This window comes from Rhizobium herbae, from assembly GCF_019511375.1.
GTDB lineage: Bacteria > Pseudomonadota > Alphaproteobacteria > Rhizobiales > Rhizobiaceae > Pararhizobium > Pararhizobium herbae_A.
The window spans coordinates 14,243-28,399 of sequence record NZ_JAEUAO010000006.1 but is presented as its reverse complement, the minus strand read 5'-3'; the positions used below and the strand labels follow the sequence as shown (position 1 = coordinate 28,399).

Sequence of the window (14,157 nt, the reverse complement as noted above, 5' to 3'; positions counted from 1 at the left end):
GGCTACGCCTCCAATAGCTGGTCGCTCGGCGGCGTTCACGCCGCCTAGCGAAGGTATGCGGTGCGTCGCAGGTTATCGAGGACGATGTCGCCCCGGTCGGTTTTCACGATCAGCACGACATGGCTTTCTCCGAAGCGGCGGCCGACGACGACGCGCATCGCTGTCGCGGGAACGCCGGCTCGAATGAGCCTGCGTCGCTTTGTCATGACATAATCGTCGCAATCCCCGCTGGCGACGTCTGCCGACCACACATCGACGGTTTCCCGCCTTGGGATGATTGCGCCGTTGACCTGGGTTTGCACCGTGCTCACGAGCTGCATCAGCGGAGCCGAATAGCGGACGAATCTCGGCCCCTCGGTCGGGCACTCATCGATGTGATCCATGCAGTAGATACTGAATGCCATCGGTTCAGCCGCGCTTACGAATGACAGGAGCGCCGATGCCAGCCAGAAAAACACGGCCAGGACTCCGATCGTCATTGATCCGAGGATCAGGAGCAAGGACCAGTTGCGGCCATTGCGGCGCGTGACGGTCTGCATGTCATCGCCGATTGGCGCGAGGTGGTATCCGGCTGTCCGCGAGATAAGGCTGGTTGGAACGTCCTCATTGTCAAAATCCTTGCTCGCGGCGCACGACAAGTCGCGCTGCGTTCAGCAGAAAAAATCGGCTGGGTTTGCTGGTAAGGGGTGAGATTGCCGGTGACCGAGTGCCTGTTGGCGCAAGCCTTGGCGCGCGGCCAAGTCTGCGTTTGGCTACGGACCGTCAGCTCGCGCTCTCCGTGGTCGGGCTGGCGCTACGTCGACAAAATATGCATTTTTGTCTCCCCATTCAGCACGTTGGTGTTCCCGGCTGCCTGCGATCCCTGGGGGACGGGAGCGTGTGCCGGAGATCGGCCCGCCATCCGGCGCTGACCGATACGTCATTTTTACCATGTCGCGGTTGCGGTAGGCAGAATGATACAAGCGGTAGGGGCCAACGCTTTGGGGTAGTCGGACGCCGTCGCAAGAGGTATGGTGGTATTGCCGGATGAGGGCGCCAAACGCCGGAAGGGTGGCGCCCGCATGGGGTCGCTACTTTCGCGGGTATGATCGGCAAGCCTGACTATACGCAATGAGCGTCGAACACCCTCATCCACCGCGACGGATTTGGCGATCAGCTATCGATTGCGCCATCCATTGTGATGACGCGGGCGCGATGGCGAGCGGCCGCTTCGTACTTTGAAACGGTGACGATGACGATGGATTCCTCGTTATAACTGGGCACTTAGAATTGCCATCGAGGGCGGTCTTCACTACACTACTGAGTCGGTGCAACGGGTACAGCGACGTGTCTTGTCCCGGTATTGGCCACCGGCGCACATGCGCAACTTGTCGCTTGGCGCCACCCTGCAAATTCAATGCTAATGCCGGTTATGTGAAGGAACTTTACTACAAGGGAAACCGTTGATCTCATGAGCGAGCCGTTCAGCCAGCGATCCCGTCGCAACCAACCGGCCGCGGGAGAGCATGATGCCAAAAGGTGAAACAGACGTCTTCGATCTCTTTTCGGAGATTTACACCAGCGCAGCACAAGAGGAGATCAGCCTCCAGGAATATCTCCTTGCATGCCGTGATGATAAGAACATGTACGCCACCGCGCAGGAGCGGATGGTCGCAGCGATCGGAGATCCGACCTTCGTCGAGACCAGTTCGGACGAGCGGCTTGGCAGGATCTTCTCCAACCGAACAATCAAGATCTATCCCGCCTTCTCCGATTTCTACGGCATGGAGGATACGATCGAGCGGATCGTCGGCTACTTCCGCTATGCCGCCCAGGGCCTCGAAGAACGCAAGCAGATCCTCTATCTGCTCGGACCAGTTGGCGGCGGCAAGTCATCGCTGGCAGAGCGACTGAAGAAGCTGATGGAGCTGCGACCGATCTATACTCTGATGGTCGGCGGCAAGATCAGCCCCGTCTTCGAATCTCCGCTCGGCCTGTTCCATCCCGAACGCATGGCCGACCTTCTGGAAGACAAATACGGCATCGCCCGGCGGCGCCTCACCGGACTGATTTCACCTTGGGCGACCAAGCGGCTCGACGAGGTGGGCGGCGATATCTCGAAATTCAGCGTCGTGAAGCTGATGCCGTCCCGTCTGCGCCAGATTGGCATTGCCAAGACCGAACCGGGCGACGAAAACAACCAGGATGTCTCCTCGCTGGTGGGCAAGGTCGACATCCGCCAGCTGGAAAACTTCAGCCAGCACGATCCTGACGCTTATTCCTACAGCGGCGGGCTGAACCGTACGACGCAGGGACTGCTCGAATTCGTCGAGATGTTCAAGGCCCCAATCAAGGTCCTGCATCCGCTTCTGACGGCCACGCAGGAGGGCAACTACAACGGCACGGAGAACTTCGGCGCCTTTCCCTATCAGGGCATTGTCGTTGCCCATTCGAACGAGTCCGAATGGTTGCAGTTCAAGAACAACAAGAATAACGAGGCATTCCTCGACCGCATTCTGGTGGTCAAGGTGCCTTATTGCCTGCGCGTCACCGAAGAACGGCAGATCTACGAAAAGCTCCTTCGCGAAAGCGAACTGGCCAACAATCCGTGCGCCCCGGAGGTGCTTGAAAATCTGAGCCGCTTCACCGTTTCGACACGGCTGGCAGAGCATGAGAACTCGCCCCTCTACACGAAGATGAGGGTGTATGACGGCGAAAACCTGAAGGACATCGATCCGAAGGCGAAATCGGTGCAGGAATATCGCGACGCCGCGGGCGTCGACGAGGGCATGACGGGCGTCAGCACCCGGTTTGCCTTCAAGGTGCTGTCGGAGACCTTCAACTACGACACCAAGGAAATAGCCGCCGATCCGGTGCATCTCATGTACATCCTGGAGCAGGCGATCCGGCGCGAGCAGTTTCCCAAGGAGACGGAGGCAGCCTATCTCGACTTCATCAAGTCGGAACTGGCGGCCCGCTATGCCGAGTTCATCGGCCACGAAATCCAGAAGGCCTATCTGGAATCCTACAGCGAATACGGCCAGAACCTGTTTGACCGCTATATCGCCTATGCCGATGCATGGCTCGAGGATCAGGACTTCAAGGATCCCGACACCGGGCAGATTCTCAACCGGACAGTCCTCGATAACGAACTGTCGCAGATCGAGAAGCCGGCCGGCATCGCCAACCCGAAGGACTTCCGCAACGAGGTCGTCAAGTTCACGCTTCGCGCCCGCGCCAAGAACCATGGCCGAAACCCGTCCTGGATGAGCTATGAAAAGCTGCGCGAAGTGATCGAAAAGCGTATGTTCGGCCAAGTGGAAGATCTGTTGCCGGTAATCAGCTTCGGTTCCAAGAAAGACAGCGCCACCGAAAAGCAGCATGCAGAGTTCGTCCAGCGCATGATCGAGCGCGGATATACCGAACGGCAGGTTCGGCGGCTCGTCGAGTGGTACATGCGCGTCAACAAGGCGGGGTGAGGGTAGGGATGTCCAGAGCCGGATGATTTCAGGTCGAATCCACCTGAAACCGGAATCCGCCTCTCAATTTCAAGAGTTGGAGCATGATGTCGCCCGAAAGCCGCTTCATAATTTTCGGCTTCATGCTCCTGGGGTAGTCCATGCCGAATTTCATCGACCGTCGCCTCAATCCGAAAGACAAGAGCCTCGGCAACAGGCGGCGTTTCTTGAAGCGCGCACGCGAGGAACTGAAGCGGACCATCAAGGAGCACGTCAAGACGGACCGCATCGCCGATGTGGACGCCGGGCACAAGGTGCCAATGCCGGTCGGCGGTTCCAATGAGCCAACATTCCGGCCGGCGCGTGACAGTGGTGATCGGGAATATGTCCTGCCCGGTAACCGCGAATACATTCCGGGCGATCGGATTGAGAAACAGGGCGGCGGCGGTGGGGCAGGGTCGGGCGCCGGCACCGGCAAGGATGAGGACGACTTCCAGTTCCTGCTGTCGCGTGAGGAAGTGCTCGATCTCTTCTTCGAGGACCTTGAACTTCCCGACATGATCAAGCTCAGCCTGAAGGAAGCCGTTGCGTTCAAGCCGCGACGGGCAGGCTTTGCCACCAGCGGCTCTCCGACGAACATCAATGTCGGCCGCACCATGCGCAACAGCTATGGCCGGCGCATCGCTCTGCACCGGCCGGGGCGAAAGGCGGTCGAGGCGCTCGCCGAGGAAATCGCCCAATTGGAAGCGGAAGTGAGCCTGGACGCATCAAAGCGGCAACGCCTGCAAGCGTTGCGCGAGGAACTTGATGGGCTGGAGCGCCGGCGCCGGCGTATCCCTTACGTCGACCCCGTCGACATCCGCTTCAACCGTTTCGAGCGCCAGCCGCTGCCGAACGCCAATGCCGTGATGTTTTGCCTGATGGACGTTTCGAGCTCCATGGGCGAGCGGGAGAAGGATCTCGCCAAACGCTTCTTCGTTCTGCTGCACCTGTTTCTCAAGCGGCGCTACGATCGGATCGACATGGTTTTCATCCGCCACACCGATGAGGCCGGCGAGGTCGATGAAGACACCTTCTTCTACAGCACGCAAAGCGGCGGTACGGTGGTATCGACCGCGCTGGAGGAAATGCTCAACATCATCCGCGAACGTTACCCCGCGAAGGAATGGAACATCTATGCGGCCCAGGCCTCGGACGGCGACAATATCCCACGCGATTCGGAACGCTGCGCAGCGATACTGAACGGGGCGCTGATGCGCCTGTGCCAATACTACGCCTATGTCGAGATCATCGATGAACGGGAAACCGAGATTTTCGGGTCGACCGACAACGGCACGTCGCTCTGGCGTGCTTATCGCACCGTCGATGACAAGTGGCCGAATTTCCAGATGACGCGGATTGCACGGCCTTCCGACATCTATCCCGTCTTTCGGAAGCTCTTCGCCAGGCAGCCGACCATGCAGTTTCGCAGTTGATTGGAGCCGGCAATGGCAAAGAGCGCCACGTCACAACTGTTGTTTCACAGTTCCGACTGGAATTTCAAGACGTTGTCGCGTGCTTATGACGCCATTGAGACGATCGCGCTCGATGAGCTCGGTCTCAACGTCTATCCCAACCAGCTCGAAATCATCTCCGCCGAGCAGATGCTGGATGCCTATTCTTCCGTTGGCATGCCGCTGATGTATCAGCATTGGTCCTTCGGCAAGCGTTTTGTTTTCGAGGAGCACCACTACCGCAAGGGCCATCACGGCCTTGCCTACGAACTGGTGATCAATTCCAACCCTTGCATCACCTACCTGATGGAAGGGAACACCATGGCGATGCAGACCCTGGTGACCGCCCACGCTTCCTTCGGCCACAATCACTTCTTCAAGAACAACTACCTGTTTAGGCAGTGGACCGACGCCAACGCCATCCTGAGCTATATGGAATTTTCCAAGAAATACATCGCGAAATGCGAGGAGCGCCATGGAACCTCGGCCGTGGAGGCCATTCTCGATTCCGCCCATGCGCTGATGGAACAAGGCGTTTTCCGCTCCCGCCGTCCGCCCCGACTGTCCTCCAAGAAAGAGCAGGAGCGCGCCCGCGAACGGCTCGAATATGAGGAGCAGACCTACAGCGATCTATGGAGGACGCTGCCGCGCTCCGCCGAGCGTCCCAACCCGGAAGAGGCCGAGCGCGAAGCCATGGAGCGCAAGAAAGTGCTCAATCTGCCGGAAGAGAATCTGCTTTATTTTCTGGAGAAGAACAGCCTCATCCTCGAGCCGTGGCAGCGCGAACTCTTGCGGATCGTGCGTGTCATTGCCCAGTATTTCTATCCGCAGCGTCAGACGAAGGTGATGAATGAGGGATGCGCAACCTTCGTGCACTACACCATCATCAACCGGCTGTTCGACCAGGGCAAGATAAGCGAGGGCGCGATCCTGGAAATGCTCCACAGCCACTCCAGCGTCGTCTTTCAGCCCACCTTCGATGATCCGCGCTACTCGGGTATCAATCCCTATGCGCTCGGATTTGCCTTGATGCAGGAGATCGAGCGCATTTGTAACAATCCGACATCGGAGGATCGCGACTGGTTTCCGCACATCGCCGGCAGCGGCCAGTGGCGCGAAACGCTTCTCGATGCCTGGGCAAACCACAGGGATGAGTCGTTCATCCTGCAATATCTCAGTCCTGCGCTGATCCGTAAGTTCAGGCTGTTCCTGCTGACGGATCAGCGGAATGAAAAATACTGCGAGGTTGCGGCAATTCATAACGAGCGCGGCTACAGGGCTGTCCGCGCGGCCCTCGCAAAGAGCTACGACATCGGCGCGAACCAGCCCGACGTACAGGTCGTGGATGTCGACCTGCTGGGCGATCGCCAGCTGCGCCTGCGGCACAACATCAAGAATGGCATCCTTCTGGATGAAAAGGAACGCGACGCGACCCTTCAGCACGTTCGCCATCTATGGGGCTATGACGTGAGCCTGGTCGGCGTCGACGCGGAAACAGGCAAAGTGCGGTATGAGTGCGCGACGGCTTAGCTTCTCGTCTCCAATCTAAAATGGGCGATAAGACAGCGATCAATATCGAAACCGCGGCTTCTTCGGCGGAGCGTTGACTTCGAGTTCGTGCCGGCTGGCGAAACGGCCCAGCATTTGAATGATCTTGCGCGCTTCAGCCTTGTCGATTCCATTTTTCTTGCAGTGACTGGCGACCTCATACATCGGCTTTGAATGTCTTTGGGTCTGTCGATTGTCGATGTGATGCGTCATGGTTTTCCTCCGCTGTTTTGAAAACGTAGGAGACAAGCCGATGTTCCCGGCGACAGGGCAAATTTCGTTACCGAAGGACGGCAACCAAAAGAATATACGCCTATCGACGTAAGCGGCAGCCGGAACAGGCCGACCGGCGGCCGGGAAACCGGTCGCGGACCGGTCCCGTACCGTAATCGTTCATCGACCGTTCGTACCTATTTTAGCCATATCTCACGGACGTAGCCTCAACGACCTGACAGCCTGTCGGTATCAGGAGCACGATGCCTTCGTCTTCGACAGGGGGCCGGCAAACGACGGGGCCGTTCGTCGCCGCCAAAGCGCCGCGCGAAAGGCCGGCATGGTACCGCCGTCGCCGCATTTCCCATCACAGAACGGTGTGAAGGACCCGAAATGATGGAAGATCACGCTGTGGACACGAAGCGTTAACCATATGCTTTGTAAACAAGAATCGGGAACATGGAGAACCGCCGGATGAGTGCTGCGTTGAAGGATTTGGGTTTTTCGGAATTGGATGAACGGGTCGTGCCGTTTCCTCTGGCAGGGCAGGTTAGCCTGGTGCGGCGCTGTGCGTCGGAACTGGAAAATATTCACGGGCAAGCCGCACTGCATTACTGGAAAAGCGAGTGCCGGGCGCTGGCCGAACGGCTGAGGACGCTTGGCTGCGCCGATGATGCGATCTCGCAGCAGGTCATGGCGTTCCAGACCGAAGTCCAGGTGGAAATGATGCGACGCTATTCGGGCCGCCTTGCGGGCGAAGCGCAGGACGGTTACCGCCTCAATCCATGAGATTATAGTCTCGTCTGCAGTCCTGCTTTGAACGGATGGGGGCGTGGCATCAGTGCGCGACCAATCCGCCTGATACGCGGTGCTGGCCAGTTGCACTCCTCTTCCTGGTGCGTGTAGGTGATTTGCTTTGCATCAGCCTGTTGCCGCGGAGCCGGGTACCGTGTCATGAGTGCGTGGTGAGCCGCACAGGCATGTGTTTGAAGGGCAGGGCGCGGGGAGTTTTTTCATGACCAAGACGGATATCGCCCGTCGCGTCTACGACAATGCCTGGAAGCTCGATCCGGTGGTGCGCAGCCTGCTCGATACGGACTTCTACAAGCTCCTCATGCTGCAGATGATCTGGCGGCTTTATCCGGAGGTCGACGCGACCTTTTCGCTGATCAACCGCACCAAGACCGTGCTCTTGACGGACGAGATCGACGAGCAGGAGTTGCGCGAGCAGCTCGATTATGTGCGCGGTTTGCGTTTCACGAAAAAGGAAATGATCTGGCTCGCGGGCAACACCTTCTATGGCCGCAAGCAGATCTTCGCTCCCGATTTCCTCGCCTGGCTCGCCGATTTTCAGCTGCCGGATTACGAGCTGTCGCGCCGTCACGGCCAATACGAGCTGACCTTCCCCGGTAAGTGGACGCACACGACCATGTGGGAAATCCCGGCGCTGGCGATCATCAACGAGCTCCGCTCGCGAACGGCGATGAAGGACATGGGTCCCTTCGCGCTCGATGTGCTCTATGCCCGGGCGAAGGCCAAGATGTGGTCGAAGGTCGAGCAGCTCAGAACCTATCCCGACCTGCGTATCTCCGACTTCGGCACGCGCCGTCGCCACAGTTTCCTCTGGCAGCGGTGGTGCGTCGAGGCGCTGAAGGAAGGCATCGGCAAATCCTTTTCCGGCACCAGCAATGTGCTGCTTGCGATGGATACCGATCTTGAGGCGCTCGGCACCAATGCGCACGAGCTGCCGATGGTGGCAGCTGCGCTCGCCCGCACCGATAAGGAACTCGGCGAAGCGCCCTACAAGGTGCTGCAGGACTGGAACCAGCTCTATGGCGGCAACCTCCTGATCGTCCTTCCCGATGCGTTCGGGACCGCCGCCTTCCTGCGCAACGCGCCCGACTGGGTTGCCGATTGGACGGGTTTTCGTCCCGACAGCGCGCCGCCGATCGAAGGCGGCGAGAAGATCATCGCCTGGTGGCAGAAGATGGGTCGCGATCCGAAAGAGAAGCTGCTGATCTTCTCCGACGGGCTCGACGTCGAGACGATCCTCCAGACCTACCGCCATTTCCGGGGCAGGGTGCGGATGAGCTTCGGCTGGGGCACGAACCTCACCAACGACTTCGCCGGCTGCGCGCCGATGGAGATCAGCGGGCTCAATCCCATCTCGATCGTCTGCAAGGTGAGCGACGCTAATGGTCGTCCCGCCGTCAAGCTCTCCGACAATCCCCGCAAGGCAACCGGCGAGCCATCGGAAGTCGAGCGCTACCTGAAGTTCTTCGGAACGGAGGACTTTGCCGAGCAGGCGATAAAGGTCTGACCGCGCCGCGGCGGTTTAAGCTTCGCCCGCCTTTAAAACAAAAACCCAGCCGGTGGAGGCGTCCGGCTGGGTTGAGTTGCGCATTCCTTTTAGGGCCGCGCCGGGAGGATAGGGTGTCGTTACGCGCTCATGCGCAGGACGTCCGAGCGTGAGGCAAGCGGGTGTACCATGGACAGCAGCCGGCGCTTCGGCGCGGCAAGAAGATTGGCCGTATGGTTCTTGGCGCTCACTGTTCCGGGCTGTGTCTGGCGAAGTGCGCTGGCAGCGGAGTAAAGGAGCGTTTTCATCTCGTTTGTGGTGACGCCATCCGCACGCATGACGGCGCGGATCATCGGATCGGTCAAAACCTCAGTGATGGTCAGATCGCTGTTTGCCAGGTGCATCGGGGTATTCCTTCGGGTTCATCGTCTTTTCCGGCGGGGCGGATGCTGGCCGGGGTCTCGAACTTGACAGTAGATTTTTAGGGTGTTACCAGTAAGTAACATCCGTATAGTTACCGACCGGTCACACCTATGTCAAGAAGCCTCGTCAGTAAAAATTCGAAATCCGTGTCGGACGTGAAACCGGCGGATGTAAGGCCGGAAAAAAACGACTGTCCGCAGCTAAAGCTTGCGCCCCGAGATCGCATCGTTTCAACGGCTTGCGAGCTTTTTCGGCAACACGGTATCCGCGGCATCGGGGTCGATGCCATCGCCGAAGCAGCCGACACCAACAAGATGACCCTCTACCGTCATTTCGGCTCCAAGGACGACCTGATCTGCGAAACATTACGGTTCAAGTCCGAACAGGCTTCGGCCTTCTGGGACGAACTCGAGGCTCAGCATCCGAACGACCCGCTGGCGCGCTTGCACGGCTGGGTCAAAGCCCGGGCCCAATGTCTTGCGGATAACCAGTACGGCTGCGATCTCGCCAACGCTGCGGTGGAACTCAAGGAGCAGGGCCATCCCGCCCATGCGGTGATCGAGAGCTTCAAGCTTGCCCAGCGCCGCCGGCTGGAAGCACTCTGCCGTGATGTCGGCGTCAGCGAACCCGAACTCCTGTCCGACACGCTCTCGATGCTGATGGAAGGCGCGCAGGTGAGCAAGCTTGCGACCGGCAGCGAGGGCCCATCGATGCGATTCATGCGTGCGTGCGAGGCGGCGATCGCGTCATTCTGCCAAGCGGCGGCGACGCCGTAAGCCCGGGCCGGCGCGGAGTTTTTCAAGCCCGCCAGCCGCCGCCCGCGGGAAGTCTGATGCCCGGCAGGCGCATAACGTTTCATGGAACAAAACCCATTTCCCCTCCATTTACTCGTTGAGTGAGAAGTGTCTGCCAACGAGAAGGACGGTATGCCCTCTTTCCAGGAAGTCGCAGAATCCGATCCGCTGAGCTGGTGGTCGGCGCATCGCGGCGCCTCGCCCGTGGTCGGCACGGCCATTCACAACGGCCATCATCTGCGCAGCGATCTTAGGAACCTGATAACGCTCGACGACGACGAACGGTTGCGCGAGGAGGATCCCTTCACGGAATTCTTCATCCGCGACCTTCAAAACCGTATCATCGTGCACCGCTCGCGTTTCGAGGTCGACATCAACCGTGCTCGTGACGGCGCAATCTATTTCCGGCCCGAGCAGGCCTGGGGGTTGAAGGTCTGGAAGGACCAGCTGCCTGAGACTGCCGTTGCAGCCTCGCTGCAGGTTCACGACGCCTACTATGCCATGCTGGAGACCTATCTGCGCGGGATCGAGGAACAGTACGGCGCCTTCGTCCTTCTCGACATCCACAGCTACAACCACCGCCGCGACGGCGTCGATGCACCCGAAATGCCCTTCGCCAGGGCGCCGCAGATCAATATTGGCACCTCCTCGATGGATCGCCAGCGCTGGGCCCCGGTACTCGACCCGTTCATGGAGCAGTTGCGCAGTTTCGAATTCCGCGGCGAACGGATGGACGTGCGCGAAAACGTCGCGTTCCAGGGCAGGGGCGAACAGACGCGTTTCGTCCATCAGCGCTTCCCCGAAACCGGCTGCGCCATCGCCATCGAGTTCAAGAAAATCTTCATGGACGAATGGACCGGCGAGGCGGATATCGAGGCGTTGCAGGCCATGCGGCGGATGATCCGGCTTTCCGTGCCGCTTCTCGAACAAACCACCCGGGGGCAATCGTGACCCGCACACACCACAGGGATCGCGACGGGCCTTCCGTCTATCCCGAATGGATGGAGGAGATCCTCGGCTGCGTCCGCGCCGGCAAGCCGGTGCGCAAGGATTTCGGGCACGGCGGACGTCTGCATATCGACCGGCCGCTGCCCTTCCTGTCACTCTTCCTGATCAGGGGGCGCCAGGACATCGCAGCCCGCGACGTCGCCGCCGCCAATGCCTCCTATCTCATCGCCAACAATCTGGAGGAAGCTCTGCCGATCGTTGCGGCAGTCGGCGGCGTTCTCAAAGAGCGGTTCGGCGCCTTCATGCTGCTGGACGTCGATGAACTGGAACATGATACGTTGCTCACCGACGATTCACCCTTTCTGCCGCCATTCGAGATCAGGATTGCCGCCACTGGCGAGCCGGCCGCCGAGGAAGCCGAGACCGCATTGGCGGAGGGGGTCGATATAAGGCAGGTCAAGTTCCGCACCCCTCATGTCGAGCGATTTGCGCTGGAGACCGATTTCCAGGCAGCGGCGCTGGCGCGGCAAACGGGATTTTCGCTGGTCGCGGTGCGGTTTGCGCCGATCTACCGGCAGCCGGAATCGGGCAAGATCTATCCCGACTTGCGGGAACGCCTGATCGCCAACATCTTCGACGCAGGTCTGAAGGCTTTCGCCGCCTTCGTCGCTGCAACGCAGACCCTCAAGATCACCACCCACCGCGCCCTGGGCCGCAAGGCCTTCGTCGATGCGGTGAGCCGGGCCGACCGCAGCATCGACGAAGTCGCAGCGAGCTTCGACTTTCTGCTCGCTGTCACGCCGATCAATGCAGACGCCGCCTGGCAGGAGTTCAAGGCAGGCAATTTCAAGCGCGCTCCACGGTTCCTCTATCGGCCGCTGTCCGTGCAGGTCGAGGTGGAAAAGCGCAAGCTCTTCTCTGTCGCCTTCGACCGCTTCGAGGATCCGGTTCTCTACCATCTCTACCGCGAGAAGCAGCAGGAGCTTGATCTGCAGCTCTCACTGATCACGGCGCGCGAGACCAGCCGCTTCGTTGAGTACAGCCGCGCGCTTTACGGTCCCGTCGAGGCGACTCTGTACCGCAGCGCAGCCGAAATCCTGGCTAAAACCGAGAAAGCTGCCCATGAGGGTGATGATGGAGAAGCTGGCAAGGAGATCGCCGATTGCCGCGATGTCGAAATCGCCGCACGTGCGATGATCCTCAGCTATCAGCGGCAATATGAGGGGTTCACAGCGGAGATAGAATTGCGTGACGACCTGCCGCCCGGCCTGCTGGTGTCGGACGGCCGCCTGCTCGTTTCCCGAACCACCCGCGTGCCAGCCAGCCGCGTCGATGCGCTGCTTAGCCACGAAATCGGGGTACACCTGCTCACCTATTTCAATGGGTCGGCGCAGGGCCTGCGGCTTTTCCGCTCGGGTCTCGCCGGCTACGAGGGCATGCAGGAGGGCCTCGCCGTCTTTTCCGAATACATGGCCGGTGGCATGACGATCGCGCGTTTGCGCCTGATCGCGGCTCGCGTCGTCGCTTGCGCCGCGATGCTGGAAGGGCGGCCGTTTGCCGAAACCTACGACATGCTTGTCGGCGAGCACGGGCTTGGCCCGGCCACGGCGTTCAACGTGGCCCTGCGGCTTTACCGCGGCGGGGGGCTCGCCAAGGATGCCATCTATCTGCGCGGCCTCATGGAACTGCTTGATCACCTAAAAGCGGGTGGCGCGCTCGACCCGTTCTGGATGGGCAAGATCTCCGCGTCGCATTTCCGGGTGATGCAGGAACTCAGCCTGCGCGGCTTGCTCAAAATGCCCGTCATCCGTCCCGCCTTCCTCGTTCATCCCCATGCCCAGGCCCGTCTCGACAAGGCGCGGGCGGGAATGACCCCACTCGACATGGTCACAAGCTAGGAGCCGCCATGCGTATCGCATTCTTCGTCAATTCGATCGAGAGCGAGGAGACCGGGTTCACGACGACGGCGCTGGCGATGGTCGCTGTCGCCCGCGGGCACGATGTCTATTACGTCGCTCCGGGCGATTTCGTGCTGCGGCCGGACGACAGCCTGATGGTAAGGGCAACGGTGGTTCCTGCCGCGAAATACAAGGATCCGCAAGCCTTTCACGATGCCTTCCAGCGCAAGGATGCAGAGATCCAGACCATCGACGTGCGGGCGCTCGACGTCATTTTCCTGCGCAACGATCCTTCGCTGGATTCCGAAGATCGTCCATGGGCGGCTCATATCGGCGTCATGTTCGGGCGGCTTGCCAGCGAGCGCGGCACGATCGTCGTCAATGATCCCTTGGGCCTGACGCTGGCGCAGAACAAGCTCTATTTCCAGGACTTTCCCGAGGTCGTGCGCCCGACCACGCTGATTTCCAAGAGCATCGAGGAAATCCGCGCCTTCATCGCCGATCACCGCAAAGGCGTGATCATCAAGCCACTGCAGGGCTCCGGAGGCAAACACGTCTTCAAGATCGCCACCGCCAACGATGCCAATCTCAACCAGATCTTCGAAGCAGTCAGCGGCGAGGGCTACCTGATCGCGCAGGCCTACCTGCCGGAGGCAAAGGCCGGCGACACGCGCCTTTTCCTGATGAACGGCAGGCCGTTGAGCCGCGACGGCGTCTACGCCGCCTTCCGGCGCGTTCCGGCCAAGGGAGATCTCCGCTCGAACATGCATGCCGCCGGTACCGCGGAGGCGGCAAAGATCACGGATGGCATTCTGGCGGTCGCCGAGATGGTGCGCCCGAAACTGATCGAAGACGGCATGTTCCTTGTCGGCCTCGATATCGTCGGCGACAAGATCCTGGAAATCAACGTCTTCACGCCCGGCGGGCTTCCCGACATCGCCGCCATCCACAAGATCGATTTCTCCGAGGAAATCATCGCGGCGCTAGAAGACAAGATCGCCATTCGAAAGACCTATGCGGGCGCGATTTCCAATCGGGCGCTGGCGACGCTTTGAGCTGTAATGCGCTGTCATCTGTGCTATCGCGTGCGCCTCTGACGATTGG

12 protein-coding genes are annotated in these 14,157 nt (G+C 59.9%); 9 read left to right on the top strand and 3 right to left on the bottom strand.

The annotated features are described in order from the left end of the window. Nucleotides 1-44: 44 nt before the first annotated feature. Nucleotides 45-638, bottom strand: coding sequence for a transglutaminase-like cysteine peptidase (locus tag JNB71_RS20935; protein WP_220373722.1), 594 nt, complete (start codon nucleotides 636-638; stop codon nucleotides 45-47). Nucleotides 639-1,508: 870 nt separating this feature from the next. Here JNB71_RS20935 and JNB71_RS20930 point away from each other — a divergent pair. From JNB71_RS20930 to JNB71_RS20920, 3 genes are all read left to right on the top strand, one after another. Then, on the top strand, nucleotides 1,509-3,458 hold the full coding sequence (locus tag JNB71_RS20930; RefSeq protein ID WP_220373721.1) for a PrkA family serine protein kinase: 1,950 nt from the start codon (nucleotides 1,509-1,511) through the stop codon (nucleotides 3,456-3,458). Nucleotides 3,459-3,598: 140 nt separating this feature from the next. Next, complete coding sequence (locus JNB71_RS20925) at nucleotides 3,599-4,912, top strand: YeaH/YhbH family protein (protein ID WP_220373720.1); 1,314 nt, start codon at nucleotides 3,599-3,601, stop codon at nucleotides 4,910-4,912. A 12-nt stretch (nucleotides 4,913-4,924) separates the two neighbouring features. Continuing rightward, a complete protein-coding gene (locus JNB71_RS20920) occupies nucleotides 4,925-6,460 on the top strand; it encodes a SpoVR family protein (protein ID WP_220373719.1) in 1,536 nt (511 codons plus the stop codon). A gap of 39 nt (nucleotides 6,461-6,499) precedes the next feature. Here the strand turns inward: JNB71_RS20920 and JNB71_RS20915 are convergent, their stop codons facing one another. Next, on the bottom strand, nucleotides 6,500-6,691 hold the full coding sequence (locus tag JNB71_RS20915) for a hypothetical protein (RefSeq protein ID WP_220373718.1): 192 nt from the start codon (nucleotides 6,689-6,691) through the stop codon (nucleotides 6,500-6,502). Between the two features lie 474 nt (nucleotides 6,692-7,165). Between JNB71_RS20915 and JNB71_RS20910 the strand changes: the two genes are divergently transcribed. Continuing rightward, on the top strand, nucleotides 7,166-7,480 hold the full coding sequence (locus tag JNB71_RS20910; protein ID WP_220373717.1) for a DUF6074 family protein: 315 nt from the start codon (nucleotides 7,166-7,168) through the stop codon (nucleotides 7,478-7,480). Between the two features lie 226 nt (nucleotides 7,481-7,706). Further along, the gene (gene pncB / locus JNB71_RS20905; RefSeq protein WP_220373716.1) at nucleotides 7,707-9,011 is read left to right on the top strand and encodes a nicotinate phosphoribosyltransferase; all 1,305 of its coding nucleotides are present in this window, start codon (nucleotides 7,707-7,709) and stop codon (nucleotides 9,009-9,011) included. Between the two features lie 119 nt (nucleotides 9,012-9,130). On the opposite strand, the gene JNB71_RS20900 is transcribed toward pncB, so the two are convergent. Beyond that, nucleotides 9,131-9,394 carry a hypothetical protein gene (locus JNB71_RS20900; protein ID WP_112853088.1) on the bottom strand — a complete coding sequence of 88 codons (264 nt, stop codon included), beginning with the start codon at nucleotides 9,392-9,394 and terminating at the stop codon, nucleotides 9,131-9,133. A gap of 129 nt (nucleotides 9,395-9,523) precedes the next feature. On the opposite strand from JNB71_RS20900, the gene JNB71_RS20895 reads away from it, so the two are divergent. The 4 genes from JNB71_RS20895 to JNB71_RS20880 all read left to right on the top strand — a co-directional run bounded on the left by JNB71_RS20895 (nucleotide 9,524) and on the right by JNB71_RS20880 (nucleotide 14,108). Further along, entirely contained in the window at nucleotides 9,524-10,189 is a 666-nt protein-coding gene (locus JNB71_RS20895) for a TetR/AcrR family transcriptional regulator (protein ID WP_220373715.1), read from the top strand. Between the two features lie 150 nt (nucleotides 10,190-10,339). Beyond that, complete coding sequence (locus tag JNB71_RS20890) at nucleotides 10,340-11,158, top strand: N-formylglutamate amidohydrolase (RefSeq protein WP_220373714.1); 819 nt, start codon at nucleotides 10,340-10,342, stop codon at nucleotides 11,156-11,158. A gap of 50 nt (nucleotides 11,159-11,208) precedes the next feature. Then, complete coding sequence (locus JNB71_RS20885; protein WP_220373941.1) at nucleotides 11,209-13,053, top strand: flavohemoglobin expression-modulating QEGLA motif protein; 1,845 nt, start codon at nucleotides 11,209-11,211, stop codon at nucleotides 13,051-13,053. A gap of 8 nt (nucleotides 13,054-13,061) precedes the next feature. Then, the gene (locus JNB71_RS20880; RefSeq protein WP_220373713.1) at nucleotides 13,062-14,108 is read left to right on the top strand and encodes a glutathione synthase; all 1,047 of its coding nucleotides are present in this window, start codon (nucleotides 13,062-13,064) and stop codon (nucleotides 14,106-14,108) included. Nucleotides 14,109-14,157: the final 49 nt, after the last annotated feature.

Excerpts from the sequence above, each read along its gene's own strand:
- JNB71_RS20880 (WP_220373713.1), top strand. The coding sequence starts at position 13,062 with ATGCGTATCGCATTCTTCGTCAATTCGATCGAGAGCGAGGAGACCGGG.
- JNB71_RS20895 (WP_220373715.1), top strand. The coding sequence starts at position 9,524 with ATGTCAAGAAGCCTCGTCAGTAAAAATTCGAAATCCGTGTCGGACGTG.
- JNB71_RS20930 (WP_220373721.1), top strand. The coding sequence starts at position 1,509 with ATGCCAAAAGGTGAAACAGACGTCTTCGATCTCTTTTCGGAGATTTAC.
- JNB71_RS20915 (WP_220373718.1), bottom strand. The coding sequence starts at position 6,691 with ATGACGCATCACATCGACAATCGACAGACCCAAAGACATTCAAAGCCG.
- JNB71_RS20885 (WP_220373941.1), top strand. The coding sequence starts at position 11,209 with ATGGAGGAGATCCTCGGCTGCGTCCGCGCCGGCAAGCCGGTGCGCAAG.
- pncB (WP_220373716.1), top strand. The coding sequence starts at position 7,707 with ATGACCAAGACGGATATCGCCCGTCGCGTCTACGACAATGCCTGGAAG.
- JNB71_RS20925 (WP_220373720.1), top strand. The coding sequence starts at position 3,599 with ATGCCGAATTTCATCGACCGTCGCCTCAATCCGAAAGACAAGAGCCTC.
- JNB71_RS20910 (WP_220373717.1), top strand. The coding sequence starts at position 7,166 with ATGAGTGCTGCGTTGAAGGATTTGGGTTTTTCGGAATTGGATGAACGG.
- JNB71_RS20920 (WP_220373719.1), top strand. The coding sequence starts at position 4,925 with ATGGCAAAGAGCGCCACGTCACAACTGTTGTTTCACAGTTCCGACTGG.
- JNB71_RS20900 (WP_112853088.1), bottom strand. The coding sequence starts at position 9,394 with ATGCACCTGGCAAACAGCGATCTGACCATCACTGAGGTTTTGACCGAT.
- JNB71_RS20890 (WP_220373714.1), top strand. The coding sequence starts at position 10,340 with ATGCCCTCTTTCCAGGAAGTCGCAGAATCCGATCCGCTGAGCTGGTGG.